At 62.5% G+C, this 24,787-nt stretch carries 28 protein-coding genes; 17 read left to right on the plus strand and 11 right to left on the minus strand.

What is annotated here, in order from left to right; all coding sequences use genetic code 11:
• Nucleotides 1-8 precede the first annotated feature (8 nt).
• Nucleotides 9-467: a PIN domain-containing protein gene (locus AC0L25_RS08695; RefSeq protein WP_473595113.1), complete on the plus strand. Its 459-nt coding sequence runs from the start codon at nucleotides 9-11 to the stop codon at nucleotides 465-467.
• 54 nt (nucleotides 468-521) lie between these two features.
• Here the strand turns inward: AC0L25_RS08695 and AC0L25_RS08700 are convergent, their stop codons facing one another.
• Nucleotides 522-2,594 carry a putative bifunctional diguanylate cyclase/phosphodiesterase gene (locus AC0L25_RS08700; RefSeq protein WP_473595114.1) on the minus strand — a complete coding sequence of 691 codons (2,073 nt, stop codon included), beginning with the start codon at nucleotides 2,592-2,594 and terminating at the stop codon, nucleotides 522-524.
• A gap of 154 nt (nucleotides 2,595-2,748) precedes the next feature.
• On the opposite strand from AC0L25_RS08700, the gene AC0L25_RS08705 reads away from it, so the two are divergent.
• The 4 genes from AC0L25_RS08705 (at nucleotide 2,749) to AC0L25_RS08720 (ending at nucleotide 5,572) form a co-directional block, all read left to right on the plus strand.
• Nucleotides 2,749-2,883: a hypothetical protein gene (locus tag AC0L25_RS08705; protein WP_473595115.1), complete on the plus strand. Its 135-nt coding sequence runs from the start codon at nucleotides 2,749-2,751 to the stop codon at nucleotides 2,881-2,883.
• Nucleotides 2,884-2,885: 2 nt separating this feature from the next.
• A complete protein-coding gene (locus AC0L25_RS08710; protein WP_473595116.1) occupies nucleotides 2,886-4,073 on the plus strand; it encodes a glycine C-acetyltransferase in 1,188 nt (395 codons plus the stop codon).
• Between the two features lie 68 nt (nucleotides 4,074-4,141).
• A complete protein-coding gene (gene tdh, locus AC0L25_RS08715) occupies nucleotides 4,142-5,176 on the plus strand; it encodes an L-threonine 3-dehydrogenase (protein ID WP_473595117.1) in 1,035 nt (344 codons plus the stop codon).
• A gap of 24 nt (nucleotides 5,177-5,200) precedes the next feature.
• The gene (locus AC0L25_RS08720; RefSeq protein WP_473595118.1) at nucleotides 5,201-5,572 is read left to right on the plus strand and encodes a hypothetical protein; all 372 of its coding nucleotides are present in this window, start codon (nucleotides 5,201-5,203) and stop codon (nucleotides 5,570-5,572) included.
• On the opposite strand, the gene AC0L25_RS08725 is transcribed toward AC0L25_RS08720, so the two are convergent.
• Nucleotides 5,569-6,006 (minus strand): MarR family winged helix-turn-helix transcriptional regulator, encoded by a 438-nt coding sequence (locus AC0L25_RS08725; protein ID WP_473595154.1) that lies wholly within the window; start codon nucleotides 6,004-6,006, stop codon nucleotides 5,569-5,571. The two genes, AC0L25_RS08720 and AC0L25_RS08725, sit on opposite strands and share 4 nt — an antisense overlap.
• Nucleotides 6,007-6,180: 174 nt before the next feature.
• Here AC0L25_RS08725 and hmgA point away from each other — a divergent pair, with 174 nt between their 5' ends.
• Genes hmgA through AC0L25_RS08750 form a run of 5 tightly spaced genes read left to right on the plus strand, consistent with a single transcriptional unit; the run spans nucleotide 6,181 to nucleotide 10,245 of the window.
• The gene (hmgA, locus tag AC0L25_RS08730; protein WP_473595119.1) at nucleotides 6,181-7,494 is read left to right on the plus strand and encodes a homogentisate 1,2-dioxygenase; all 1,314 of its coding nucleotides are present in this window, start codon (nucleotides 6,181-6,183) and stop codon (nucleotides 7,492-7,494) included.
• Complete coding sequence (locus tag AC0L25_RS08735) at nucleotides 7,491-8,393, plus strand: MBL fold metallo-hydrolase (RefSeq protein WP_473595120.1); 903 nt, start codon at nucleotides 7,491-7,493, stop codon at nucleotides 8,391-8,393. The genes hmgA and AC0L25_RS08735 overlap by 4 nt, the downstream gene beginning before the upstream one ends.
• Complete coding sequence (locus tag AC0L25_RS08740) at nucleotides 8,390-9,403, plus strand: fumarylacetoacetate hydrolase family protein (RefSeq protein WP_473595121.1); 1,014 nt, start codon at nucleotides 8,390-8,392, stop codon at nucleotides 9,401-9,403. Before AC0L25_RS08735 ends, AC0L25_RS08740 begins: the two co-directional genes overlap by 4 nt.
• A gap of 4 nt (nucleotides 9,404-9,407) precedes the next feature.
• Entirely contained in the window at nucleotides 9,408-9,701 is a 294-nt protein-coding gene (locus tag AC0L25_RS08745; RefSeq protein ID WP_473595122.1) for a hypothetical protein, read from the plus strand.
• Nucleotides 9,702-9,705: 4 nt separating this feature from the next.
• A complete protein-coding gene (locus AC0L25_RS08750) occupies nucleotides 9,706-10,245 on the plus strand; it encodes a DinB family protein (RefSeq protein WP_473595123.1) in 540 nt (179 codons plus the stop codon).
• On the opposite strand, the gene AC0L25_RS08755 is transcribed toward AC0L25_RS08750, so the two are convergent.
• The 3 genes from AC0L25_RS08755 to hppD all read right to left on the minus strand — a co-directional run bounded on the left by AC0L25_RS08755 (nucleotide 10,246) and on the right by hppD (nucleotide 12,029).
• Nucleotides 10,246-10,620, minus strand: a complete 375-nt coding sequence (locus AC0L25_RS08755) for a type II toxin-antitoxin system VapC family toxin (protein ID WP_473595124.1) — start codon at nucleotides 10,618-10,620, stop codon at nucleotides 10,246-10,248.
• A complete protein-coding gene (locus AC0L25_RS08760) occupies nucleotides 10,617-10,832 on the minus strand; it encodes a type II toxin-antitoxin system Phd/YefM family antitoxin (protein ID WP_473595125.1) in 216 nt (71 codons plus the stop codon). Before AC0L25_RS08760 ends, AC0L25_RS08755 begins: the two co-directional genes overlap by 4 nt.
• Nucleotides 10,833-10,913: 81 nt before the next feature.
• Entirely contained in the window at nucleotides 10,914-12,029 is a 1,116-nt protein-coding gene (hppD, locus tag AC0L25_RS08765; protein WP_473595126.1) for a 4-hydroxyphenylpyruvate dioxygenase, read from the minus strand.
• A gap of 140 nt (nucleotides 12,030-12,169) precedes the next feature.
• On the opposite strand from hppD, the gene AC0L25_RS08770 reads away from it, so the two are divergent.
• Complete coding sequence (locus AC0L25_RS08770; protein WP_473595127.1) at nucleotides 12,170-12,637, plus strand: Lrp/AsnC family transcriptional regulator; 468 nt, start codon at nucleotides 12,170-12,172, stop codon at nucleotides 12,635-12,637.
• Here the strand turns inward: AC0L25_RS08770 and AC0L25_RS08775 are convergent.
• From AC0L25_RS08775 to aztA, 4 genes are all read right to left on the minus strand, one after another.
• Complete coding sequence (locus AC0L25_RS08775; RefSeq protein WP_473595128.1) at nucleotides 12,634-12,972, minus strand: protein tyrosine phosphatase family protein; 339 nt, start codon at nucleotides 12,970-12,972, stop codon at nucleotides 12,634-12,636. The two genes, AC0L25_RS08770 and AC0L25_RS08775, sit on opposite strands and share 4 nt — an antisense overlap.
• A gap of 232 nt (nucleotides 12,973-13,204) precedes the next feature.
• On the minus strand, nucleotides 13,205-14,125 hold the full coding sequence (aztC, locus tag AC0L25_RS08780) for a zinc ABC transporter substrate-binding protein AztC (RefSeq protein ID WP_473595129.1): 921 nt from the start codon (nucleotides 14,123-14,125) through the stop codon (nucleotides 13,205-13,207).
• A 22-nt stretch (nucleotides 14,126-14,147) separates the two neighbouring features.
• Entirely contained in the window at nucleotides 14,148-15,023 is an 876-nt protein-coding gene (gene aztB / locus AC0L25_RS08785; protein ID WP_473595155.1) for a zinc ABC transporter permease AztB, read from the minus strand.
• A complete protein-coding gene (gene aztA / locus AC0L25_RS08790) occupies nucleotides 15,023-15,841 on the minus strand; it encodes a zinc ABC transporter ATP-binding protein AztA (RefSeq protein ID WP_473595130.1) in 819 nt (272 codons plus the stop codon). The genes aztB and aztA overlap by 1 nt, the downstream gene beginning before the upstream one ends.
• 219 nt (nucleotides 15,842-16,060) lie before the next feature.
• On the opposite strand from aztA, the gene AC0L25_RS08795 reads away from it, so the two are divergent.
• Nucleotides 16,061-16,405: a RidA family protein gene (locus AC0L25_RS08795; protein ID WP_095496140.1), complete on the plus strand. Its 345-nt coding sequence runs from the start codon at nucleotides 16,061-16,063 to the stop codon at nucleotides 16,403-16,405.
• A 9-nt stretch (nucleotides 16,406-16,414) separates the two neighbouring features.
• On the opposite strand, the gene hutC is transcribed toward AC0L25_RS08795, so the two are convergent.
• Both hutC and AC0L25_RS08805 read right to left on the minus strand, forming a co-directional pair.
• Nucleotides 16,415-17,149 carry a histidine utilization repressor gene (gene hutC / locus AC0L25_RS08800; protein WP_473595131.1) on the minus strand — a complete coding sequence of 245 codons (735 nt, stop codon included), beginning with the start codon at nucleotides 17,147-17,149 and terminating at the stop codon, nucleotides 16,415-16,417.
• A 2-nt stretch (nucleotides 17,150-17,151) separates the two neighbouring features.
• Nucleotides 17,152-18,504: a formimidoylglutamate deiminase gene (locus AC0L25_RS08805; protein WP_473595132.1), complete on the minus strand. Its 1,353-nt coding sequence runs from the start codon at nucleotides 18,502-18,504 to the stop codon at nucleotides 17,152-17,154.
• Between the two features lie 98 nt (nucleotides 18,505-18,602).
• On the opposite strand from AC0L25_RS08805, the gene hutI reads away from it, so the two are divergent.
• The 5 genes from hutI (at nucleotide 18,603) to AC0L25_RS08830 (ending at nucleotide 24,623) form a co-directional block, all read left to right on the plus strand.
• Nucleotides 18,603-19,838: an imidazolonepropionase gene (gene hutI / locus AC0L25_RS08810; RefSeq protein ID WP_473595133.1), complete on the plus strand. Its 1,236-nt coding sequence runs from the start codon at nucleotides 18,603-18,605 to the stop codon at nucleotides 19,836-19,838.
• Entirely contained in the window at nucleotides 19,835-21,370 is a 1,536-nt protein-coding gene (hutH, locus tag AC0L25_RS08815) for a histidine ammonia-lyase (protein WP_473595134.1), read from the plus strand. The genes hutI and hutH overlap by 4 nt, the downstream gene beginning before the upstream one ends.
• Nucleotides 21,371-21,497: 127 nt before the next feature.
• Complete coding sequence (gene hutG / locus AC0L25_RS08820) at nucleotides 21,498-22,316, plus strand: N-formylglutamate deformylase (RefSeq protein ID WP_473595135.1); 819 nt, start codon at nucleotides 21,498-21,500, stop codon at nucleotides 22,314-22,316.
• Nucleotides 22,317-22,356: 40 nt separating this feature from the next.
• On the plus strand, nucleotides 22,357-24,027 hold the full coding sequence (hutU, locus tag AC0L25_RS08825; RefSeq protein WP_473595136.1) for a urocanate hydratase: 1,671 nt from the start codon (nucleotides 22,357-22,359) through the stop codon (nucleotides 24,025-24,027).
• An 8-nt stretch (nucleotides 24,028-24,035) separates the two neighbouring features.
• Nucleotides 24,036-24,623, plus strand: coding sequence for a HutD/Ves family protein (locus AC0L25_RS08830; RefSeq protein ID WP_473595137.1), 588 nt, complete (start codon nucleotides 24,036-24,038; stop codon nucleotides 24,621-24,623).
• Nucleotides 24,624-24,787 lie beyond the last annotated feature (164 nt).

Consider the following 24,787-nt stretch of genomic DNA (forward strand, 5'->3'; position numbering starts at 1 on the left):
TGGTCCTGATGTTTCTGCTGGATACCAACATCATCTCGGCAATCGCTCCGGCCAAGAAGGTTGATCGGGCAGCGCTGCCAACATGGCTCGACAAAGCCAGCGAATACCTGTTCCTGTCCGTTGTCAGTGTATCCGAAATCGCTGCAGGGATAGCGAAGGCCGAGCGCGAGGGTGCGACGACAAAGGCGAATTTGCTACGCAACTGGTGGCAAGCGGTCGAGCACCTTTATGGAGAGAGGGTTCTTCCCTTCGATTTGCGTGCCGCACATGCCGCCGGGTCCATCCTTGATCGGGCAAGGGCGCATCGGCCAGGGTTCGATGACATAGCGATTGCCACTACGGCCGAGGTCCACGGTTTGACGCTACTGACGGACAACGAGCGTCATTTTGCACCGCTCGGGGTGCCGATGCTCAATCCGCTGAAGAATTTGCCACCGTTGCGGCAGTCAGCGGCAGATCGGCCTTAGCCGGACTCACCCGTCAGGCCGCCATTTCCGAAGAGGCGTGTCAAGGCTGGCGCCTTACGCCCGGCTTCCCCGCAGCAGCGTTAGTCTGGCTTTCTTCGGCGCCCGCGCGACCAGCCATTCGCGTGCCTTGTCCTGCGGCATCGGGAAGGCGATGGAATAGCCCTGCACCTGGTCGCAGCCGATCGCCATCAGCGAATCGAGCTCGGCCTCGGTTTCGGCGCCCTCGGCGACGATCGAGATGCCGAGGCCGCGGGCGAGTTCGGTGATGGCCCGCACGATCTTGGTGTTGTCGTCGTTCTCATTGATATTCTGGACGAAGCGTCGATCGATCTTCAGCCGGTCGATCTCGTTCGGGTTGACGTGGCTGAGCGACGCGTAGCCGGTGCCGAAATCATCAAGTTCGAGATGAACACCGGCGGCGCGAATGTGCCTCAGCTTTGCCGCTATGCCGGTCTTCTCGTCGTCGAGAATGACGGATTCGACGATTTCCAGCGAAAGTTTTTCTGGCGGCAGGCCAGTTTTTTCCAGCACGCCGAAGAGGAAGGCGTCGAAATCGGGCTCACGCAATTCGGAGCCGGACACGTTGACGGCGAGCCGTCCAAAGGCGACACCGGCGCGGTTCCACTCGGCCGCCGCGCTGATTGCCTTGGCGATGACAATGCGGCCGATCGCAGGCATGAGTCCGCATTTTTCGGCAACCGGAATGAACTCGCCCGGGGCGATCATGCCGCGTTCGGCATGTTCCCAGCGAACCAGCGCCTCGATGCCGCCGATCGTGCCGTTCGACAGCGAAACCTGTGGCTGGAAATAAACCTGGAACGCCTTCTCCGCGATCGCGATCCTAATGTCATGCTCGAGTTGCTTGCGGAAATCGAGTTCATGCCGCAACTCCTCGGAGAAGAATGAGATGCTGCCGCCACTCTGCTTCTTGGCGGAGTGGAGCGCGAGATCGGCATGGACGAGCAGATCTTGCGCATTGTCGGCGTCGATCGGATAGACGGCGACGCCGGCGCTGGCGCCCGGAAGGATGGTCGTGCCCTGAAATACGATCGGTTCGTTGATCTGCGTCAGGACGCGCCTGGCGACCATGTTGATGTCCTCGGTGCCGCCGGCGCCATTGAGGATCACTACGAACTCGTCGCTGCCGAGACGCACGCAGAGATCCGATGCTCGGCAGGAATCGCGCATGCGCTGCGCCGTCACCACCAGCACATAGTCGCCGGCGGCGTGGCCAAGCGTGTCGTTGATCTGCTTGAACCGGTCGAGGTCGAGGTGGACCGCCGCAAGCCGCTCCCGCCGACGCTGTGCCCCCTTGATCAGCGTATCGAAATGGTCGGTCAGGAAGGTGCGGTTGTGCAGGCCGGTAAGGCCGTCATGCACGGCGATGAAGGCCATGGAATTGCGGGCATCGATCAGTTCATGCGTCTTGCGCAGAATGGCGTTCGACATCGGCCTGAAGATGAAAAGTGCCACCAGCACGATGACGCCGATGGTGGTGTAGAACAGCGTTCGATGGAGATCGAGAAGTGTTTCCGATCGCGCATCGGCATGGGCGCTGATGCGCAGGCCGAGTGCCGCATAGCCCGACAGGGTCGCATTGGCGATGGAAGCGTCGAGGTTGACGCGTTCGCCGCCGCCCTTGTAGCCGCCATTATCGGCCACACCGAGTCGTGATTCGAACGCCGAAACCAGGCGTTGGCCGTTGGCGATAAGCCCGACCGAGAAGTAATCGAGATGAAACGGCTTGGCAAAAAGCACGCTCTCGACTGATTTCGGATCGAACCTTGCCGGTGACGCCGGGTCGGCGACGACCCGCTCGAGCAGAAGGTCATAGTTCCTCTCGAACTCCGCCGTGGCCTGTTTGAATGCGGTGACCAGAGCCGGTTGCTGGTTGCGCGAAGCAGCACCTGCCGCGTTGGCAAGGAAGACAATGCGTTGCGACAGCGTCTTTTGCATGCCGACAATATCGAGCAGCGTATCGTCGTGCCGCTGGGCAGCCATCATTTGCTGGAGAAGGATGAAGGAGGCCATCACCATGGCTGCAATGATCAGCAGCGCCAGCCAATAGCCGGCCTTGATCAACAGTACGAGCCTGCCCGAAATGGTTTGCGCCTGTTGCTGCGACATTTTCTGGGGCGGTCCCTCTCGCCGGCAGATTGTTAGGTGTGAGAACCATTGGCTTGAAAGTGTTAACAGCTCTGGAAGTCGACAGAGCTGCGACAGCGCCAGCGGTGGAAAGCTCGCGAAATGGTTATCGCGTTCTTTCGCGCGGCAGCTGCATTTGAGCATCCGCCATTTGGCGGCATTCTGGGGCGGCATTCTGGTCACTGGCCGTCGCATCACCGAAGCGGTCGCTTTTGCGGTGGATTTTTCGTCCGCGTGGGGCGACAGTCCATTCAATCTCAACAGGGCCTGATCATGAGCGCGGCATTCCTCTCCCATATCGACAGCGAGCTTCAAGGGCTGAAATCGGCCGGCCTCTACAAATCCGAGCGGGTGATCACCTCGACGCAGTCGGCCGAGATCGAGGTCGGCGGCGAAAAGGTGCTGAATTTCTGCGCCAACAATTATCTCGGGCTCGCAGACAGCGCCGAATTGCGCGACGCCGCCAAGCAGGCACTCGACCGCTATGGTTATGGCATGGCGTCGGTGCGTTTCATCTGCGGCACGCAGGAAGAGCACAAGCAGCTCGAGGCGACGATTTCTGGCTTCCTCGGCATGGAGGACACGATCCTTTACGGCTCGTGCTTCGATGCCAATGGCGGCCTGTTCGAGACGCTGCTCGGCGAGGAGGATGCGGTCATCTCCGACGCGCTGAACCACGCTTCGATCATCGACGGTGTGCGGCTGTCGAAGGCGAAGCGCTTCCGCTACGCCAACAACGACTTGGCCGATCTGGAGGCGCGGCTGAAGGAGGCAATGGATTGCCGTTTCCGGCTGATCGCCACCGATGGAGTATTTTCCATGGACGGCATCATCGCCAATCTGAAGGGCGTCTGCGATCTCGCCGAGAAGTACGATGCAATGGTGATGGTAGATGACAGCCATGCAGTCGGCTTCGTTGGCAGGAACGGCCGCGGCTCGGCCGAGCATTGTGGCGTCGAGGGCAGGGTGGACATTATCACCGGCACGCTCGGCAAGGCATTGGGCGGCGCGTCGGGCGGCTACACATCGGCCAAGAGCCAGGTGGTTGACTGGTTGCGCCAGCGCTCGCGTCCTTATCTGTTTTCCAACACGCTGATGCCGGCGATCGCCGGCGCCTCGATCCGGGTTTTCGAACTGATCGGCAATGGCGATGCGCTGCGTCAGCGTCTCTATGCCAATGCGGCGCGCTTCCGGTCTGAAATGGGTAAGATCGGCTTTACGCTTGCCGGCGCCGATCATCCGATCATCCCGGTCATGCTGGGCGATGCGACACTGGCGCAGGAGATGGCGGCGCGCATGCTGAAGCGCGGCATCTATGTCATCGGCTTCTCGTTTCCGGTGGTGCCGAAGGGCCAGGCGCGCATCCGCACGCAAATGTCGGCCGCCCATTCCAGCGCCGACATCGACCGTGCGGTCGAGGCATTCGGCGCAGTCGGGCGCGAACTCGGAGTGATTTCCTGAACAGCCGGAACCGAAAAGCGATTCCGGATCAAGAGATTCAAGCGACCAAGGGTTCTGGGGACAAAAGAATGTCGAACATGATGAAGGCGCTGGTCAAGGCCAAGGCCGAGCCGGGCATCTGGATGGAAGAAGTGCCGGTGCCGGAAATCGGCCCGAACGACGTTCTGATCAAGATCAAGAAGACCGCGATCTGCGGTACCGACGTCCACATCTACAATTGGGACCAGTGGGCGCGGAAGACCGTGCCGGTGCCGATGGTAACAGGGCATGAATTCGTCGGGACGGTCGCCGACTTTGGCGCGGCGGTGACCGAGTACAAGATCGGCCAGCGTGTTTCGGGTGAAGGCCACATCGTCTGCGGCCACTGCCGCAACTGCCGGGCGGGCAGGGGGCATCTGTGCCGCAACACGCTCGGCGTTGGCGTCAACCGGCCGGGTGCCTTCGGCGAATATCTGGCGATCCCGCAGCACAATGTCGTGCCGATTCCCGACGATGTGCCCGACGAGATCGCCGCAATTTTCGATCCCTTGGGCAATGCCGTTCACACTGCATTGTCCTTCGATCTCGTCGGCGAGGACGTGCTGGTCACCGGCGCCGGGCCGATCGGCATCATGGGTGCGCTCGTCGCTCAATGTGTCGGCGCGCGAAAAGTGGTCATCACCGATATCAACCCGGTGCGGCTGGCGCTGGCGAAAAAACTCGGCGTCCAGCATGTGGTCGACGCGTCGAAGGAAAAGTTGCGCGATATCATGCCGGCGCTCGGCATGACCGAAGGTTTTGACGTCGGCCTCGAAATGTCGGGCGCCGCACCCGCCTTCCGCGACATGATCGACGCCATGAACAATGGCGGCAAGATCGCCATTCTGGGCATCGCGCCGACCGGCTTCGAGATCGACTGGAACAAGGTCATCTTCAAGATGCTGCATCTCAAGGGCATCTATGGCCGCGAGATGTTCGAGACCTGGTACAAGATGATCGCGCTGGTGCAGGGCCCGCTCGACATCAGCGGCCTGATCACCCACCGCATCGGCATCGACGACTACATCGCCGGCTTCGAGGCGATGAAGAGCGGCAATTCCGGCAAGGTGGTGATGGACTGGTAATCCCGGACCTACCAGGTTACGCCCGTGCAAACGACCAGCAAGGACGCTACTTTGAAGCGGCACCAATTACTTGAGCTTCTGGTGGCTGCTCTGGAACAGTTGGACGGTCGATCATACGACAACATGAGGTTGGTATTCACGGAAGTCGCCCGACGTCGGCCGGATTTGCTGGAGCGGTCGCTGTTTTCTGAGCGTAGTCGCCGAACGACGGAAATCGAGAAGGTGCTGCTTAAGACCATCGCTGAAATAGACGCGATGGTCAGCACCGGCTCATTGCCGGATGGACTGGCCGCACCATTCTTAAGCCACTTGCGATTTAATCACTCGAGCGGCCGTTTGCACATTGGCCACGGTAGCCAATCCACGCTGTTGTTCTCGGAGGATCCAGGGCGCTAGCCCTTGCTCAACACCGCTTCCAGCGCGGCCACTCCGCTGACAATCGCCGCGCGCTCGCCAGCGCTGAGCTTTGCCAGCAATTCCCGCTCGAACGCCTTTGCCAGCGGCACCATCTCGCGATAGGCGGCAAGGCCCGCTCCAGTCAGCGTCAGGTGCTCGATGCGGCGGTCATTTTCATCCGGTTTTCGCGTGAGCCAGCGACGCCGTTCGAGTTCGGCAACAGCGCGCGAAACCTTGGTCTTGTGCATGGCGGACTGCTCACCGAGCGCTGTTGCGGTCATGCTGCCGTGTTGGCCGAGGCCGGCCAGCGTGCGCCATTCGGGCCGCGTCAGGCCGTGGCGATCTTTGTAAATCCTGGAGAATTCGCGGCTGACGGCATCGGCGAGCCGGTAGAGCCGGTAGGGCAGAAAGCTTTCGAGCTCGAGAATTTCCAGTTCATCCGAGGTCTCGCGCTTGGTCGTCATTTTCGCAGCCGCCGCATCTTTTAAGTCAGTTGATGGTTACATTTTCAATGGTTACAAATGAAACCAGTTTGGTCAATTCAGAGCGCGGCGCGCACTCGTGGACGCGCAAAGGCCGCTCTGGCACTGTGGATTCGGGAGGAAACTATGGATTTTTCCTACATGCCGGGGTTCGGCAACGACTTCGAAACCGAAACCTTGCCCGGCTCGCTACCGCAGGGGCGGAATTCGCCGCAGCGGCCGGCCTATGGACTCTATGCCGAGCAGCTCTCCGGCTCGCCCTTCACCGCGCCACGCGGCACCAATGAGCGCTCCTGGCTTTATCGCATCAGGCCGAGCGTTAGGCACACCGGCCGCTTCAAGCCGGCGAGCTATCCGCTATGGAAGAGCGCGCCGAATGTCGGCGATCACGAACTGGCGCTCGGCCAATATCGCTGGAGCCCGGTGCCGATGCCGACCGAGCCGACCGACTTCATTGCCGGCATCCGCAGCATCACCACCGCCGGCGACGTGCTCGGCCAGACCGGCATGGCGGCGCATGTCTATGTCGCCAACCGCTCGATGGTCGACGACCATTTCTTCAACGCCGACGGTGAGCTGCTGGTAGTGCCGCAGGTGGGGGCGCTCCGCCTCGTCACCGAGATGGGCGTCATCGAATTGCGACCGGGCGAGATCGCGGTGCTGCCGCGCGGCCTCGTCTTCAAGGTCGAACTGGCCGATGAAACAGTGCGCGGCTATGTCTGCGAGAATTACGGTGCCAAGCTGACGCTGCCGGATCGTGGCCCGATCGGCGCCAATTGCCTGGCCAATCCGCGCGATTTCAAGACGCCTTGCGCCTGGTTCGAGGACAAGGAGACGCCTTGCCGGCTGATCGTGAAATGGTGCGGCCAGTTTCACGTCACTGAACTCGATCATTCGCCGCTGGACGTGGTGGCCTGGCACGGCAATTACTCGCCCTACAAATATGATCTTGCAACCTTTTCGCCGGTTGGTGCGATCCTGTTCGACCATCCCGATCCGTCGATCTTCACGGTGCTGACCGCACCGAGCGGCGAGGAGGGCACCGCCAACATCGACTTCGTCATCTTCCCGCCGCGCTGGCTGGTGGCCGAAAACACGTTCCGCCCGCCCTGGTACCACCGCAACATCATGAGCGAGTTCATGGGCCTGATCCACGGCCAGTACGATGCCAAGGAGGAGGGCTTCGTTCCGGGCGGCATCAGCCTGCACAATCTGATGCTGGCTCACGGGCCTGACGCGTCTGGCTTCGAAAAGGCCTCGCGCGCCGAGCTGAAACCGGTCAAGCTGGACAACACCATGGCCTTCATGTTCGAAACCCGATTCCCGCAGATGCTGACCCGCTACGCCGCCGAGGTCGAAACCCGGCAGGACAATTACATCGACTGCTGGGCCGATCTGAAAAAGCGCTTCAACGGCACGCCCGAGGGCGACTGGTCTTGAGCGCTGATCCAACGCGGGATCGGCTGGTGCTGCTGGGCTCGAAGGGCGGCCCGGCGCTCCGGCCGGGCGGGCCGTGGCCGAGCTCGTCGCTACTGGAGATCGGCAGCCGCACCATCGTCGTCGATTGCGGGCTTGGCGTAACGCGCGGGCTGGCCGACGCCGGCATCAGTCTGAAGGCGCTCGACCTGGTCTTCATCACCCATCTGCATTCCGACCATGTGCTGGAACTCGGTCCGCTGATCCACACCGCCTGGACCGCGGGTCTGGCGACGCCGATCACCGTGTTCGGCCCGCCCGGCACCGGCCATTACTGGCAGCGTTTTTGCCAGGCGATGGAATTCGACATCGAGATACGCATCGTCGACGAAGGCCGGCCGGATATTCTCGAGATGGTTTCGATCATCGAATTCGGCCAAGGCCGGGTGATGGAGGAGCGCGGCCTGATGGTGTCAGCGCTGCGCGTCGACCATCCGCCGGTGACCGACTGCTTTGCGCTGCGCTTCGAGCATGCCGGACAAAGCGTGGTTTTCTCCGCCGATACGGCATTTTTTCCGCCATTGGCCGATTTCGCCAAAGACGCCGACATCCTCGTCCATGAAGCCATGCTGGAAGAAGGCATCGAGCGGCTCGTCGCGAAAACCGGCAACGGCGCGCGGCTGAGAGAGCATCTGCTCGCCAGCCATACTTTTGCTGAGGACGCGGGGCGCATTGCCAGTGATGCAGGAGTCAAAAGACTGGTTCTCAACCACCTCATTCCGGCCGACGATCCCGAGATCGGCGAGGCCGACTGGATTGCCGCCGTCAGGAAAACATGGGCCGGCGACTTGACGATCGCCCGCGACGGCCTTGTTGTGGGATTAAGCGGCACCAAAGCCGCATCAGGAGAGGAAACCGCATGAATCTTGCCACATTGAAGGACGGGACGCGCGACGGAAAGCTGGTCGTCGTCTCGCGCGACCTGACGCGGTTCACGGATGCCTCGTTTCTGGTGCCAACGCTGCAGGCGGCGCTCGACGACTGGAGCCGGATCGCCCCGCATCTCGCCGCCATGGCGGAATCGCTGGAGAACAATGCGGTGCCGTCAGCGCGCTTTCACGAGCATGACGCTCATTCGCCGCTGCCGCGCGCCTACCAATGGGCGGATGGCTCGGCCTATGTGAACCATGTCGAGCTGGTGCGGAAGGCGCGCGGCGCCGAGATACCGGCAAGCTTCTGGACCGATCCGCTGATCTATCAGGGCGGCTCCGACGCTTTCATCGCGCCGCGCGACCCGATCCGGATAGTCGACGAGGCTTTTGGCGTCGACATGGAGGCGGAGGTCGCCGTCATTGTCGACGATGTGCCGATCGGCGCAAGTCTCGATGAGGCAAGGGCCGCGATCCGGCTGGTCATGCTGGTCAATGACGTCACGCTGCGCTCCCTCACTGCGCCAGAGCTTGCAAAGGGCTTCGGCTTCTTCCAATCAAAGCCGTCCTCTGCTTTCTCGCCCGTCGCGGTAACGCCGGACGGTCTCGGCGAAGCCTGGGATGGCGGCAAGGTCAGCCTGCCGCTGCTGGTCGATCTCAATGGCAAGCCGTTTGGCCGGGCGAACGCGGGCGCGGATATGACCTTCGATTTTCCGGCGCTGATTGCACATGCCGCGAAAACCCGGCCGCTGGCCGCCGGCACCATCATCGGCTCGGGCACGGTCTCCAACAAGCTCGACGGTGGCCCGGGCAAGCCGGTCTCGGCGGGCGGCGCCGGCTATTCCTGCATTGCCGAGTTGCGTATGATCGAGGCGATCGAAACCGGCGAACCCACAACTCCGTTCCTGCGCTTTGGCGATACGGTACGCATAGAGATGAAGGACAGGACCGGACATTCGATTTTTGGTGCGATCGAGCAGAAGGTCGAGAAATACGGGGCATAAGAGAATGACAGGCGGGACAATCTATCTTCTGTGCGGTGTCTGGGCTCTTGTCATGCTGGCGATCTTCATCCAGGCGATCCGGCTGAGCTATCGCATCGAGGCGCGTTCGCCCGGCCTTACCAACCGCAGCGGCTTTCCGCGCAACGCAATGATGTTCCACACCGTCACCAACATCAACGTCGCGCGGGATCAGGAAACGCAAGCCATCCGGCGGCGCATGAATCGGCTTCTGCTGATCGTTCTCGCCGGATTTGCGCTTCTGTGGGCGGGCGTGACTTTGGTCCAGTCAGCGGAGTGAAGCCATGGACTTGCTGAACCATTTCCGCCGCATGGCAGCCAACAACCTCTGGTCGAATGATCGGCTCTACCGCGCCGTGTTGCAGCTTAAGCCGGGTGAATTCGAAGCCGAGCGCACCAGTTTCTTCCCGTCGATCAGCGCAACGCTCAATCACATCCTGGCGGTTGATCACCTCTATCTCGATTTCCTGGAGGAGGGCGGCGTAGGCGCCGCGGCTCATGACGATTTCGTGCCGTTCGATGAGCCGCAGGCGCTCTACGCCGCGCAGGTCGCGGCTGATCGCCGGCTGATTGCTTTCTGCAGTAGGCTATCGGAAGAGGATCTCGATCGCCGCGTCATCACCGACCGGCGCGAGGACGGAAAAATACCGGAGCGCATCGGCGACCTGGTCGCCCACCTCTTCATCCACGACATCCACCATCGCGGCCAGGTGCATGCCATGCTGTGCGGCACGTCGGTGAAGCCGCCGCAGCTCGACGAGTTCTTCCTGGACTATGATCTGAAGCTGCGGAAAGCGGAGGTCGAGCGGCTGAACCTGGAATGATCAAACCAACGCAACGTCATAGGCTGAAAAATGCCGATCCGCAGTGACCAACGTCAGGCCTTCAATTTGAGCCTGCGCGATGAGCAGACGGTCGAAAGGATCGCGGTGATGGAGCGGCAAATGCTCAAGCCTCGCCGCGTGTAGTTCATTCAAACTGAGGATCGGAATGCCGTTCGATCGCAAGATTTCCACTATGTTGCCTGTGAGCGTGACTTTGCCGAGCGATTTCTTGATGGCGATCTCTGCTACCGAGACGGCGCTGACGACCACATCCTCGCCCGCAAGAAAGATGTCGCGATGGTGGTCCGAAAGGCGTGAGTCTGCGTTGAGTACCCAAAGCAGAATATGAGTATCCACCAGATATTGGCGGCTCATTTAATGTACTCGTCCCATTCGGGACCGAGTTCATCAAAATCATCCGATATCCGAATTTGGCCTTTCAGGGCCCCCAAAAGGCCCTTGCTCCCGCCAGCCCGGGCGGGCGCGCTCAAGGTCGCCACCACCTCTCCATGCCGCGTCAGATGGATCTCTTCGCCGGCCTGGGCACGTTTCACCAACTCAGAGAGTTGGGCCTTCGCTTTTGCCATCGGAACATTCATGGTCAGACCTCTTATGACCAGAATTTAGGTCATAACTGATCAAACCACAAGGCACCTCGGCCGAACTGGCTACGCCGCCTTGCCGTCCACCTTGATTACCCCGCGCTTGATCTGATCCTGCTCGATCGATTCGAACAAAGCGCGGAAATTGCCCTCGCCAAAACCTTCGTCGCCCTTCCTCTGAATGAATTCGAAGAAGATCGGGCCGATCACGGTTTTTGAAAAGATCTGCAGCAGGATCTTGGTCGTGCCGCCGTCGACCACGCCTTCGCCATCGATCAGGATGCCGTGCTTTTTCATGCGCTCGATCGGTTCGTCATGACCGTGTACGCGGGCATGGGACATGTCGTAATAGGTCTCGGGCGGGCCTGGCATGAACTTCAGCCCGTTGGCGGCCAGTCTGTCGGTGGCGCCGTAGATCTCGTCCGTGCCGACGGCGATGTGCTGGATGCCTTCGCCATTGTACTTCTTCAGATATTCGGCGATCTGGCTGGTCTCGTCCTTGGACTCGTTCAGCGGGATGCGGATCTTGCCGCAGGGCGAGGTGATGGCGCGGCTGACCAGCCCGGTGATCTTGCCGTCGATGTCGAAGAAGTGGATTTGCTTGAAGCCGAACAGGTCACGATAGAAATCCCACCATTTGTCCATGTTGCCGCGGTAGACGTTGTGGGTGAGGTGGTCGAGATAATAGAAGCCGACGCCTTCCGGCTTCGGGTCGCGCGCGCCCAGCCAGTCGAACTCGGCATCGTAGGCCGAGCCCTTCTCGCCGTAGGTTTCGATGAAATAAAGCAGCGAGCCGCCAATGCCTGATATCGCCGGCACGTCGAGCGCCTTGTCGACGCCATCATAGGGTGTGGCGCCCTTGGCGACGGCATGGTCGAACGCGTGCTTGGCGTCGACCACCCGCCAGGCCATCGAGGCCGCGCAGGGGCCGTGCCTGTCGACGAACTTCATCGCATGCGAGCCGGGTTCGGCATTGACGACATAATTGATGTCGCCCTGCCGCCAGACGGTGATGTCCTTGGTGCGGTGCTTGGCTACCGGTACATAGCCCATGCGGGTGAAAAGCTCGGCGAGCTTTTCCGGTTCGGGATGCGCGAACTCGACGAACTCGAAGCCGTCGGTGCCGGCGGGATTGGCCTTGCTGATCTTTGCGGGCGGTGCGTCGTGCGGGAAGGGACCCATAGTGTTGTCCTCCAAAAAGCTCCGTGGCCGGAAAGGGCCATTTCCGGTAATCATAGCGCGGAACGGGCGCATGGTGCTTGCATTCAAACGCTTTAAATGCTTGAGTTATGCGCGAACTGTGCACGTATAGAGAGGAATCCATGGATTATGCGCGCGTTGATCAGTTTGACCGCAAGATAATGGCTCTGTTACAGGGCGACGCGCGGCTGACCAACAACGATCTTTCGGAACGGGTGAACCTGTCGGCGTCGCAATGTTCGCGCCGGCGCCAGAGGCTGGAAGAGGACGGTTACATCAGGGGCTATCGGGCTGTGCTCGACCGCGACAAGCTCGGCTTCTCGCTGGTCAACGTTATCTCGGTGACGCTCGCCACCCACAACCGCGACAATGCACAGCGCTTCGGCGAATTGGTGGCGCGACTGCCGCAAGTACAGGAAGCGCACGCGCTGACCGGCGAGATGGACTACATCCTGAAGGTGGTGACGCCCGACCTGAAGTCGTTGTCAGAGTTCGTCAACGGCGTGCTGCTGCCGCACGAATCCGTGCAGCATGTGAAGACGGCGATCGTACTGGAAACGCTGAAGGAAACCGGCGCGCTACCGATTTAGCCCTTCGATTGCTGGATCAGCCCGTAAAGGTTGGTGCAGCGCGCGCCGGAACGGCAATAGGCGAAGATCGGGCCTTCGAGTTCATCGAGCGCCTCGGCTTGGTCCTCGACATTCTCGGCCGTGATCTGGCCGCTGATGACCGGGATGTAGCGGAAAGCGAGTCCGGCAGCTTCGACCGCGGCCTTGACACTGTCCGCTGATGGCTGGCCGGGCTGCTCGTCATCAGGCCGGTTGCAGATGACGCTCTTGAAACCGGCGGCCTTGATGGCGGCGACCTCATCGGGCTGGATCTGACCCGCGACCGAGTAGTCCTCGGTGATCTGACGATATTCCATGATGGCGTCCTCGCAATGTTCGATACCTGCTGGCCAGGGGCGGAATCTTGCCACTCCCAGGCCTGGGCGGCAATCCGTGCAAAAAGAAATCCCGCTGCGCAGATAGACATTCTCATGCGGGAAATCCAGCCGGGCTACCTACAGCACCGCGCGTCCTGGGATCGACAAAGGACGCTGTAGCATTTTGTTGCCCCACGTGCGCAAGCCCGACTGAGCGGACGGCGTCGACCGCTCAGCTTCCGAGGATCGCGCCTTTGATCTGGGCGATGTTGTTGCGCATCAAGTCGATATAGGTCGAGGCCGGACCGTCGAATTGCGACAGCGCATCCGAATAGAGCGTGCCGCCCACCTTGATGCCGGTCTCGCTGGCGATCTGCTCGATCAGCCGCGCGTTGGTGATGTTCTCGATGAAGACCGCCGCCGCCTTGTCCTGCTTCACTTGGCTGACCAGCTTTGCGACGTCGGCAGCGGAAGGTTCCGACTCGGTCGAGACCCCTTCGGGGGCCAGGAAGGTGAGGCCATAGGCCTTCTCGAAATAGCCGAAGGCGTCATGCGAGGTGATGACCACGCGCTTCTCTTGCGGGATCGACTGGATCGCCGTCTGCACTTCGCCCTCGAGCGCATCGAGCTTTTCGGTATATGCTGCGGCATTGGCCTTGTAGCTGTCGCAACCCTCGGCGTCGGCGGTGCAGAAGGCGTCGGTGATGTTCTTCACATAGATCTTGGCATTGGTGATCGACTGGAAGGCATGCGGATCGGTGTCTTCGCCTTCAGCCGCGTCGGCATCTGCGAATTCGGGTTTGAAGTTTATCGGGGTCACCCCCTCAGTCAGGACAGCAATCGTCGCCTTGGTGGCGCTGGCGTCGACTAGGCGCTGCAGAAAGCCTTCGAAATGCAGGCCGTTGACCAGCACCACATCCGCACCCGCCATTGCCACCGCGTCCGCCGGACTCGGCTCGTAGACATGGGCATCGCCATCCGGCCCGACGATGGTGGTCAGATTGATGCGATCACCGCCGACATTCTTGGCGAAATCGCCAATGATCGTGAAGCTGGCGACCACTTTCAACGGCTCCGCGAGGGCCGACGACGCGCCAAAGGCGGTTAATGTTATAACGCCCACTGCCAAGGCGGCGCGGATCGATTTCAGCATGGACAGTTCTCCTCTGTTGGGATCAGGCGGTTCTGTGGCGGTGATGGATAATACGGGCCCGCAGGATGCCGCGCGTGCCGAACAGGATCGAGGCAAAATAGACAACGCCGGCGGACAGGATGATGGCCGGGCCGGAAGGCAGCGACACGTGGTAGGACAAGAGCAGCCCCGCGACGCAAGAGGCAAAGCCAATCAGCACCGCCAGCACGCACATCGGCTCGACGCGCATGGTCCAGAAGCGGGCGGCGGCCGCAGGCAGCATCATCAGCCCCACGGACAGCAGCGTGCCGAGCGCCTGGAAGCCGCCGACCAGGTTGAGAACGACCAGGCCGAGGAAGATGAAATGCACCGGGCTGCCCAACCGGCTGACCGAACGCAGGAACAGCGGGTCGAGACATTCGGCGACCAGCGCCCGCCAGAAGATGGCAAGGCTGACCAGCGTAACCACGACGATGCCGCCGATCAGTGTCAGCGCTTCATTGTTGAGTGCCAGCACGGTGCCGAACAGTACGTGCATGAGATCGACGCTGGAGCCGCGGATCGACACCATCAGCACGCCGATAGCCAGCGAAATCAGGTAGAAGGCCGCCATCGAGGCGTCCTCGCGCTGGATGGTGAAGCGCGAGACCGCACCGGCGCCGAGCGCCACGATGATGCCGGCAATCAACCCGCCGATGGTCATCGGCAGGATCTCCAGCCCATAGAACAGGAAACCGGCGGCAGCACCCGGCAGGATGGCGTGGGCCATGGCGTCGCCGGAAAGGCTCATGCGCCGCAGCATCAGGAAGACGCCGACGGGGCAGGCGCCGAGCGACAGCATCAGCGACCCGGCAAGCGCCCGCTGCATGAAGGCGAAATCGGCAAAGGGAGCGATGAAAAGACCGTAGAGCGTGTCCATCATGCCGCCCTCGGCCCGGAGCCGTGATGATAGTCGTGCCCATGGTCGTGCCCAGGATCGTCAACGTGATCACTGTGCTCATGGTTGTCGGGCTCGCACCAGGGCGCGTTCTCCTCCCAGGCTTCGTGGAAGCGGCGCGCGCGCAACAGGTTTTCCGGCCGCAGCGTTTCCTTGGTTTCGCCCCAGGCGATTGGCTGGCGCGCCAGCAGCAGCGTCTCGGGGAAATTTTGGCGCACCAGCTTCAGATCGTGGACGACAACCATGATGGTGCGTTCCTCGCCATGCCAGCGTTTGATCAGTGCGATCAGGTCGCCGACGGTCTTGGTGTCGACGGCGTTGAACGGCTCGTCGAGCAGGATGAGATCGGCATCCTGCAGCAGCACGCGGGCAAACAGTGTGCGCTGCAGCTGGCCGCCCGACAGCGTGTCGATCGGGCGCTTCTCGAAGCCGCCGAGGCCGACGGCCATCAGCGCCTGGCTGACAGAATCGCGATCTTCCTTAGTATAGCGGCCGAGCAGCCCGCGCCGTGGCCACAGCCCGAGCGAAACCAGATCGACGACCCTGGCCGGAAAGGAGCGGTCGAGCTCCGACTGCTGCGGCAGATAGGCGGCGCGCACGCCGGGCGCCCGGACAACCGTGCCGGCCATCGGCTTCAACACGCCGACGATACCCTTCATCAGGGTGGACTTGCCCGAGCCATTGGCGCCGACGACGGCGGTCAGCGATCCCCGGCGGATCGTGCCATCGAGATGATGGATTGCCGGATGGCTGTTGTAGCCCAGCGTCAGGTCGCTGAAGGTCAGGCAGGTTTTGGTCATGTGACGATCCGGAGGCACGACTGGTACGGCGGCGATTGGATATGTGATGTTATTACATTAGTCAACAAGCCAATCGGGCGGAATCACGGCGACCGGGGTGATTTGCTGTACCCTATTTGGCCCATGCCCTGCTGGCTCAAGAGGATTCACTCAGGCGACCTTGCCCCCAGCGAACCGCGACTCTAAAGAGGCGCGACCCACAAAGGAAGGAAACGTCCCATGAGCATTCGTCGCATCGATGTTGGCCCGCGCATGAGCCAGATCGTCATCCACGGCAACACCGTCTATCTGGCCGGTCAGGTCGGCGAACCCGGCGGAAACGTCGGCGCCCAGACCAGGGACATCCTGGCGGCCATCGATGAGTTGCTGGCCAAGGCAGGCACCGACAAGACCAAGATCCTGCAGGCGATCATCTGGCTGGCCGACATGAGCACGTTTGCAGAGATGAACGCGGAATGGGACAAGTGGGTGCCGCAGGGCCATACCCCGGCCCGCGCCACCGGCGAGGCCAAGCTTGCCGGGCCGGAATATCTGGTCGAGATCATCGTTACCGCTGCCATATAAGGCCGCAGATTAGGTCTGCGAGGGCGTGAACCGCGCGACCAGCGTGTGGTTCTCGGCCGCATAGGTGAAACGGACATGGGTGACGGGGTGCTCGGCGCTCCATGTCCGCCGCTCGACCACCAGGCACGGTGCGCCGGCCGCGATATCGAGTGCGGCCGCAATGTATTTGTCGGCGGCGATGGCGCGGATGCGGTGCTCGGCGGCACTCCACGGCACGCGGGCGATCAGCCACGGCCCAGGTGCGATGGCAAGAAATTCCTCGTCGCCGGCCTCGGCCACGGCGGCCAGGTTGATTAGCCGCTGCTCGTGGGCGAACGGCCGCTGGCCGGCGAAATGCCGGCATTCCAGCGCCAGCACAGGTCCGGCAGCGTCGAGTTCCAGCAAGGCGCGATCCTCCGCACTGCTGCGCCTTTTGTGTCGCGCCACACGCTCGTAGCGATAGGGCAGGCCAAGCGCCTCGACCTCGATCCTGATGTCGTGGATTTCCAGCACCGCGGCTTGCGACTGCGGCCGCCGGACAAAACTGCCGGAGCGGCGGCGGCGCTCGATAAGCCCGGCCTTGGCAAGCTGCGACAGCGCCTTGTTCACCGTCATGCGTGAACATTTGTACTCGGCCGACAGTTCGTGCTCGAATGGAATACGGTGGCCGGGCGCCCAGGCGCCGGACAGGATCCGTTCGCTGATGTCGGACAGGATGCGCTGATGCAGCGAGAGAGGCTCGCCGACGTCCATTGTTCCGGTCATGCTCACGCCGCGAGTTCCGTCATAACCTTGCGAAAACGCTCGGCAACGGCATCGCGCCTTGTGTGCCTGCCGCCGCTGACCAGTTTCTTGCCATGAACCCAGACGCAATCGACCTTGGTACCGTTGGCGAAGATCCAGGCGTCGACCACCGCATCGCCCGTCTTGCCGGCAAGCGACGGGTGCTTGCCGTCGAGCGAGACGAAATCGGCTGAGGCACCGGCGGCGATCCGCGAGGGGCCTGTGCCAAGCGCCGCGCTGCCGCCGTCGAGCGCTGCATCGAACAATGCGCGGCCGGTCGAACCACCGGCGACCGCCAGCAGGTTGCGGGCGCGGTGGGCGAGGCGCTGCGAATATTCGAGCTGCCGCAATTCGTCCGGCAGGCCGATCAGCACGTTGGAATCGGACCCGACGCCAAAGCGGCCGCCATGTTGCGTGAACAGGGGCGCGGCAAAGGTGCCGTCGCCGAGATTGGCCTCTGTGATTGGGCAGAGGCCGGCGATGGCCCCGCTTTTCGCCATGGCCGCTGTTTCGGTGTCGGTCGTATGGGTAGCGTGGATCAGGCACCAGCTTTTGTCGACCTTGGCATTGGCGAGAAGCCATTCGACCGGTCGCGCCCCGGACCAGGCAAGGCAGTCCTCGACTTCCTTCACTTGCTCGGCGACATGGATGTGGATCGGCCCGTCCGGCGTCATTGCGGTAACTGCGGCGAGTTCCTCCGGCGTCACGGCGCGCAGACTATGCGGGGCGACACCAACGACGCCCTGATTCAAGGTGCGAACGGATTCGCGGCATTTCTCAACAAGCCGCGAGAACCGATTCACATCGTTGATGAATCGCCGCTGGCCTTCATTCGGCGCAGCGCCGCCGAAGGAGGAATGGGCATAGAAGACCGGCAGCAGCGTCAGCCCGATGCCGGTATCGGCAGCCGCGGCAGTGATGCGTTCGGCCATTTCGGCGATGTTGGCGTAGGGCTGGCCGTCGCGGTCGTGATGCAGATAGTGAAACTCGCCGACGCGTGAGAACCCAGCCTCCAGCATCTCGACGTAGAGCTGCGCGGCAACCGCCTCGACCTGGTCCGGCGTCATCGACAGCGCGAAGCGGTACATCACCTCGCGCCAGCTCCAGAAACTGTCGGCTGAAGGGCCGCGCAGCTCGGCAAGGCCGGCCATGCCGCGCTGGAAGGCGTGGCTGTGAAGGTTCGGCATGCCTGGCAGGAGAGTGGCATAGCGTTCATCGCCGGGCCGGGATGCGGTGTTCGGCTCGACCGTGGCGATGCGCCCTTCACTGACGACGATCCGGGTATTGGAATGCCAGCCGTCGGGCAGAAGCGCCTGTTCCGCAAAGATCGCCGTCACGTTTTTCTCTCCGATTCCCTGTGTCCGTGCAATGATACCACTTGCAGTGCGTTTCAATATGTATATACATAATCGCGCCGATTGAAACGGAAAAGATGATGGCTGGAGAGAGCAAAAGCCGGGCAGGGGAGATTCGCCTCTGGCGCAATGCGCGTCTGGCGACCATGGCTGACAGCGCGGCCGGACTGGGTATCGTCGAAGACGGCGCGATCGCCGAGCGCGATGGCCTGATCGTCTATGCCGGCCCGGAAGCCGACATGCCGGCACCGTTCAGCCAGAACGCCGAGGTCGTCGATTGCGAAGGCCGCTGGATCACGCCCGGCCTGATCGACTGCCATACTCATCTGATTCATGCCGGCAACCGTGCCAACGAATTCGAGATGCGGTTGGCCGGCGCCACCTATGAAGAGGTCACCAAGGCCGGCGGCGGCATCGTCTCGTCGGTCAAGGCGCTGCGTGTTGCCAGCGAGCACGAACTGGTTGCGCAGTCGCTGCCGCGCCTCGATGCGCTGATCGCCGAAGGCCTCACCACCATCGAGGTCAAGTCGGGCTATGGGCTCGACATCGAAAACGAGAAGAAATCGCTGCGTGCCGCGCGGCTCCTGGGCGAACATCGTCCAGTAACAGTAAGGACGAGCTTCCTCGGCGCTCATGCACTGCCGCCCGAAGCCAAAGGCGACAAGGACGCTTTTATCGACCTGGTCGCAAAAGAGATTTTGCCGGCCGTCGCTGCCGAGGGCCTCGCCGATGCCGTCGACGGGTTTTGCGAAGGCATCGCCTTTTCGCCCGAGCAGATTTCTCGCGTGTTCGACGCGGCGAAAGCAGCAGGCCTGCCGGTCAAGCTCCATGCCGACCAACTGTCCAATCTGCACGGCGCCGAACTTGCGGCGCGCTATGGCGCCCTGTCGGCCGACCATCTCGAATACACTGACGAGGCGGGTGCGGCGGCGATGGCGAAGGCAGGAACCGTGGCGACGATCCTGCCCGGCGCCTATTATTTCATCCGCGAGACCAAGAAGCCGCCGATCGGCCTGTTTCGCCAGCACGGCGTCAAAATGGCGGTCGCCACCGATTGCAATCCCGGCACCTCGCCGCTGACCTCGCTGCTGCTGACCATGAATATGGCGGCGACTTTGTTCGGTCTGACTGTTGACGAATGCCTTGCCGGTGTCACTCGCGAGGCCGCTCGCGCGCTCGGACTGCTCGGAAAAACCGGCACGCTGGAGGTCGGAAAATCGGCCGACTTGGCGATCTGGGATATCGAGCGCCCGGCCGAGCTCGTCTACCGCATGGGCTTCAACCCGCTGCATGCCCGCATCTGGAGAGGACAATGAGCCAACTCAAACTCAAGCCGGGCAACACAACGCTGGCCGACTGGCGCGAAATCTATCGTGGCGCGGTGCCGAAGCTGGACGCTGCCTGCCGGCCGAAGATCAAGGCCAGCGCCGAAGCGGTCGCGCGGATCGTCGCCAGGGGTGAGCCGGTCTATGGCATCAACACCGGTTTCGGTAAATTGGCCAGCGTCCGCATTCCCGCCGCCGACCTCGAGACACTTCAACGCAACATCGTGCTGTCCCATGCCGCCGGTGTCGGCGAGCCGATGCCGGTTGCGATCACCCGGCTGATGATGGCGCTGAAGCTGGCCAGCCTGGCGCAGGGCGCCTCCGGTGTGCGGCCGCAGATCATTGAGCTGCTCGAAGCAATGCTGGCCAACGACGTCATTCCAGTGGTTCCGGCGCAAGGCTCCGTCGGCGCTTCCGGCGACCTTGCTCCGTTGTCGCATATGACGGCGGTAATGATCGGCGTCGGCGAGTGCTTTACCCCGCATGGCCGGTTCCCGGCCAAGGTTGCCTTTGTCTCACACGGGCTGGAGCCGGTCACGCTTGGAGCCAAGGAGGGGTTGGCGCTGCTCAACGGCACGCAGTTCTCGACCGCCTACGCGTTGGCCGCGCTGTTCGACGCTGAAGTGCTTTATCAGTCGGCGCTGGTCGCCGGCGCGCTTTCGACCGATGCCACCAAGGGCTCCGACGCCCCCTTCGATCCGCGCATCCATCTGCTCAGAAAGCATCCTGGCCAGATCGAGACGGCAGAGGCGCTGCGCAATTTGATGGCCGGCAGCGCCATCCGTGAATCGCACCGGGTCGGCGACGAGCGCGTGCAGGATCCGTACTGCCTCCGCTGCCAGCCGCAGGTGATGGGTGCGGCGCTCAGCGTGCTGCGCCAGGCCGCCGACACGCTGGGTACCGAGGCCAACGGCGTCACCGACAATCCTCTGATCTTCGCCGAGGACGACACAGCACTTTCCGGCGGCAATTTCCACGCCGAGCCGGTGGCCTTCGCCGCCGACATGATCGCGCTCGCCGTCTGCGAGATCGGCTCGCTGTCGGAACGGCGCATTGCCATGCTCGTCGACCCGGCGCTGTCCGGCATGCCGGCTTTCCTGACGCCGAAGCCTGGCTTGAATTCCGGCTTCATGATCCCGCAGGTGACGGCGGCAGCACTCGTCTCGGAAAATAAGCAGAAGGCCTATCCGGCCAGCGTCGATTCGATCCCGACCTCTGCCAATCAGGAAGACCACGTCTCGATGGCAGCGCATGGCGCGCGCCGGCTGATCGGCATGGTCGAGAATGCGACGGCCGTCATCGGCATCGAATTGCTGGCTGCAGCGCAAGGCTGCGATTTCCATGCGCCGCTGGCATCGAGTGCGCCGCTCGAAGCGGTGCGCAGGCTGGTCAGGGCCGAAGTGCCGCATCTCGACAATGATCGGCATTTCCACCCCGACATGGAAAAGGCCATTGCCATGGTGCGCAGCGGCGCTGCCGTGAAGGCAGCGGGCGCGGTGGCACTGCCGGGGATTGCGTCGTGACTGCGCACACCTCGATAAGCCGAGTTCCTTCGCGCCTCCCTCTGTCCTGCCGGAACCCCCCAAGTGGGGGAGATGTCCGGCAGGACAGAGGGGGGCGCCGTAGAACTCCAACTTGTGGAGCTCTTTCATGACCACTCCTTCCTGGCTCACCGTCACCCGCGGCACCGCACCCCTGCTGGTCTCGATCCCGCATACCGGCGTCGATCTCGCCGGCCTTGACGACCGGCTGGTTTCGCCCTGGCTAGGTCGCCGCGACTGCGACTGGTGGATCGACAAGCTCTATGACTTTGCAGCTGGCCTTGGCGCGACTGTCGTCCACACCGCGATCTCGCGCACCGTCATCGACGTCAATCGCGATCCGTCCGGCGCCTCGCTCTACCCCGGCCAGACGACCACCGGCCTGTGCCCGACCGAGACCTTCGACGGCGATCCGCTCTATCGCGAGGGCGAAGAGCCCGGACCTTCGGAAGTAGATGAACGGCGCGAAAAATACTTCACGCCCTATCATGCCGCCTTGCAGGCCGAAATCGATAGGCTTCGCGCCCTGCACCAGAAGATCGTCGTCTATGACTGCCATTCGATCCGTTCGGTGCTGCCGCGCCTGTTCGAAGGCACGCTGCCGGTGTTCAATCTCGGCACCAATGACGGCAAGAGCGCCGATCCGGCCTTGCAGGCGATGGTCGGCCAGATCCTCGCAGAGACCGGCGAAAGCTACGTCGTCAACGGCCGCTTCAAGGGCGGCTGGATCACGCGCCATTTCGGCCAGCCGCAGAACAACGTCCACGCGCTGCAGATGGAACTGTCCAACCGCGGCTATATGCGCGAGCCCGAGGGCAAGGGGACGCCCGATAATTGGCCGGTGCCTTACGACCCCGCATTCGCGGCGCCGATCCGCGCCACGCTGAAGCGGATCCTGGAAAACGCGATTGCCTGGGCCGGGCGCTGACGCTCCGCCGCGCAGCTCATTCGAAAGGAAAAGTGACGCCATGACCGATCCTCGTCATAACATCCGCGAAGTCCGCAGCCCGCGCGGCAGCGAGCTCAATGCACGTTCCTGGCTGACGGAAGCGCCGTTACGCATGCTGATGAACAATCTCGATCCCGACGTCGCCGAAAACCCCAACGAACTGGTCGTCTATGGCGGCATCGGCCGGGCGGCGCGCACCTGGAACGACTTTGATCGCATCGTCGCCTCGCTGAAGACGCTTGAAGATGACGAGACGCTGCTGGTGCAGTCGGGCAAGCCGGTCGGTGTGTTTCGCACCCACACCGATGCGCCGCGCGTGCTGATCGCCAATTCCAACCTCGTGCCGCACTGGGCGACATGGGAGAAATTCAACGAGCTCGATAAGAAGGGCCTGATGATGTACGGCCAGATGACGGCCGGCTCGTGGATCTACATCGGCACGCAAGGCATCGTCCAGGGCACCTACGAGACTTTCGTCGAGGCCGGCCGCCAGCACTATGGTGGCAATCTCAGGGGCAAATGGATCCTGACCGGCGGCCTCGGCGGCATGGGCGGCGCCCAGCCGCTGGCCGCGGTGATGGCCGGCGCCTGCTGCCTGGCGATCGAATGCGATCCCGACCGTATCGATTTCAGGCTGCGCACCGGCTATGTCGACGAACGCGCCGACACGCTCGACGAGGCGCTGGAAAAGATCGAGCGCTGGACCAGGGCCGGCGAGGCGAAATCGGTCGGTCTGGTCGGCAACACCGCCGACATCGTTCCGGAACTGGTGCGGCGTGGCGTGCGCCCCGACTTAGTCACCGACCAGACGTCGGCGCATGATCCGCTCAACGGCTATCTGCCCAAGGGCTGGTCGCTCGCCGAATGGCGCGAGAAGCGTACCAGCGACCCGAAGGCGGTCGAAAAGGCAGCGCGCGCGTCCATGCGTGAACATGTCGAGGCGATGGTGGCGTTCTGGAACGCCGGCGTGCCGACGCTCGACTATGGCAACAACATCCGTCAGGTGGCGAAAGAGGAAGGGTTCGAGAACGCCTTTGCCTTCCCGGGTTTCGTACCGGCCTATATCCGACCGCTGTTTTGCCGCGGCATAGGCCCGTTTCGCTGGGCAGCCCTCTCAGGCGATCCCGAGGACATCTACAAGACCGACGCCAAAGTGCGCGAATTGACGCCCGGCAACACCCACCTGCACAACTGGCTAGACATGGCGCGCGAGCGTATCGCCTTCCAGGGTCTGCCGGCACGCATCTGCTGGGTCGGTCTCGGCGACCGCCACCGGCTCGGCCTCGCCTTCAACGAGATGGTGGCGAAGGGCGAGCTCAAGGCGCCGGTGGTCATCGGCCGCGATCATCTCGATTCCGGCTCGGTTGCCTCGCCGAACCGCGAGACGGAATCGATGAAGGACGGCTCGGACGCCGTATCGGACTGGCCATTGCTCAATGCGCTGCTCAACACGGCCTCTGGCGCAACCTGGGTATCGCTGCATCATGGCGGTGGCGTCGGCATGGGTTTTTCGCAGCATGCCGGCATGGTCATCGTCGCCGATGGCACCCGCGAAGCGGCCAAACGCCTGGAGCGGGTGCTGTGGAACGACCCCGCAACCGGCGTCATGCGCCACGCCGATGCCGGCTATGACCTCGCCATCGACTGCGCCAGGGAGCACCAGCTCAACCTGCCAGGTATCCTCGGCTGAACCGCGCCTTGCGCATTCTCCGGGCAGCCGAATACCGCTCTATGCCGTGGAAGAACGGCGGCGGGGTGACGACGGAAATCGCTGTCTCGCCCGCAGGTGCTGCGCTCGACGATTTCGACTGGCGCGTCTCCATGGCGCGCGTCGAAAGCGGCGGGCCATTCTCCGGGTTTGCCGGAGTGGACCGAACGTTGGCCGTGTTGGAAGGCGAGGGGATTGTCCTTGATATCGCCGGCCGCCCGGCGGCTACGGTGACCAAAGCTTCCGCCCCGCTCTCCTTTCCGGCCGATGTGCCGACGCAAGCGGCGCTGATCGCCGGTCCGATCACCGATCTCAACGTCATGACGCGGCGCGGACGGATGACCCACGCCGTCAAGCGCGTGGTGATCTCGGCCCCGACAGATGTCCGGTCGGCGCCCGATACTACCCTCATCCTGTGTTTTGACGACGAGATCACGGTGGCCGGCGCGGCGCCTGTCCGCATCGGACAGCGCGATACGCTGCTGCTCGGACCGGACGCCTTGAAGTGGCGCCTGGAGCCTGCGCGACCGGCGACGCTGTTCGTGATCCGCATCGATCGCGTTGCTGCAAACGATTAACGCCTGTTTCGAAACATGATCACAACACCGGCGAAATATGCCGTAAGCTCAAGCCCAGATCACGAAAAAGCCCGAATCCTTCCGTCGATCAAGTCCCGGCGGGAGGGAGAGGTGGTTCGTCTGTAAGTTGTGGTACGAAAACAAACTTTCGGCCCTTGTTTCGA

Source organism: Mesorhizobium sp. WSM4813, assembly GCF_055811555.1.

Bases quoted from the DNA above. Each gene is read 5' to 3' on its own strand.
- AC0L25_RS08695 (WP_473595113.1), top strand. From the start codon at position 9: ATGTTTCTGCTGGATACCAACATCATCTCGGCAATCGCTCCGGCCAAG.
- AC0L25_RS08700 (WP_473595114.1), bottom strand. From the start codon at position 2,594: ATGTCGCAGCAACAGGCGCAAACCATTTCGGGCAGGCTCGTACTGTTG.
- AC0L25_RS08710 (WP_473595116.1), top strand. From the start codon at position 2,886: ATGAGCGCGGCATTCCTCTCCCATATCGACAGCGAGCTTCAAGGGCTG.
- tdh (WP_473595117.1), top strand. From the start codon at position 4,142: ATGTCGAACATGATGAAGGCGCTGGTCAAGGCCAAGGCCGAGCCGGGC.
- hmgA (WP_473595119.1), top strand. From the start codon at position 6,181: ATGGATTTTTCCTACATGCCGGGGTTCGGCAACGACTTCGAAACCGAA.
- AC0L25_RS08740 (WP_473595121.1), top strand. From the start codon at position 8,390: ATGAATCTTGCCACATTGAAGGACGGGACGCGCGACGGAAAGCTGGTC.
- AC0L25_RS08745 (WP_473595122.1), top strand. From the start codon at position 9,408: ATGACAGGCGGGACAATCTATCTTCTGTGCGGTGTCTGGGCTCTTGTC.
- AC0L25_RS08750 (WP_473595123.1), top strand. From the start codon at position 9,706: ATGGACTTGCTGAACCATTTCCGCCGCATGGCAGCCAACAACCTCTGG.
- AC0L25_RS08755 (WP_473595124.1), bottom strand. From the start codon at position 10,620: ATGAGCCGCCAATATCTGGTGGATACTCATATTCTGCTTTGGGTACTC.
- AC0L25_RS08760 (WP_473595125.1), bottom strand. From the start codon at position 10,832: ATGGCAAAAGCGAAGGCCCAACTCTCTGAGTTGGTGAAACGTGCCCAG.
- hppD (WP_473595126.1), bottom strand. From the start codon at position 12,029: ATGGGTCCCTTCCCGCACGACGCACCGCCCGCAAAGATCAGCAAGGCC.
- AC0L25_RS08770 (WP_473595127.1), top strand. From the start codon at position 12,170: ATGGATTATGCGCGCGTTGATCAGTTTGACCGCAAGATAATGGCTCTG.
- AC0L25_RS08775 (WP_473595128.1), bottom strand. From the start codon at position 12,972: ATGGAATATCGTCAGATCACCGAGGACTACTCGGTCGCGGGTCAGATC.
- aztC (WP_473595129.1), bottom strand. From the start codon at position 14,125: ATGCTGAAATCGATCCGCGCCGCCTTGGCAGTGGGCGTTATAACATTA.
- aztB (WP_473595155.1), bottom strand. From the start codon at position 15,023: ATGGACACGCTCTACGGTCTTTTCATCGCTCCCTTTGCCGATTTCGCC.
- aztA (WP_473595130.1), bottom strand. From the start codon at position 15,841: ATGACCAAAACCTGCCTGACCTTCAGCGACCTGACGCTGGGCTACAAC.
- AC0L25_RS08795 (WP_095496140.1), top strand. From the start codon at position 16,061: ATGAGCATTCGTCGCATCGATGTTGGCCCGCGCATGAGCCAGATCGTC.
- hutC (WP_473595131.1), bottom strand. From the start codon at position 17,149: ATGACCGGAACAATGGACGTCGGCGAGCCTCTCTCGCTGCATCAGCGC.
- hutI (WP_473595133.1), top strand. From the start codon at position 18,603: ATGGCTGGAGAGAGCAAAAGCCGGGCAGGGGAGATTCGCCTCTGGCGC.
- hutH (WP_473595134.1), top strand. From the start codon at position 19,835: ATGAGCCAACTCAAACTCAAGCCGGGCAACACAACGCTGGCCGACTGG.
- hutG (WP_473595135.1), top strand. From the start codon at position 21,498: ATGACCACTCCTTCCTGGCTCACCGTCACCCGCGGCACCGCACCCCTG.
- hutU (WP_473595136.1), top strand. From the start codon at position 22,357: ATGACCGATCCTCGTCATAACATCCGCGAAGTCCGCAGCCCGCGCGGC.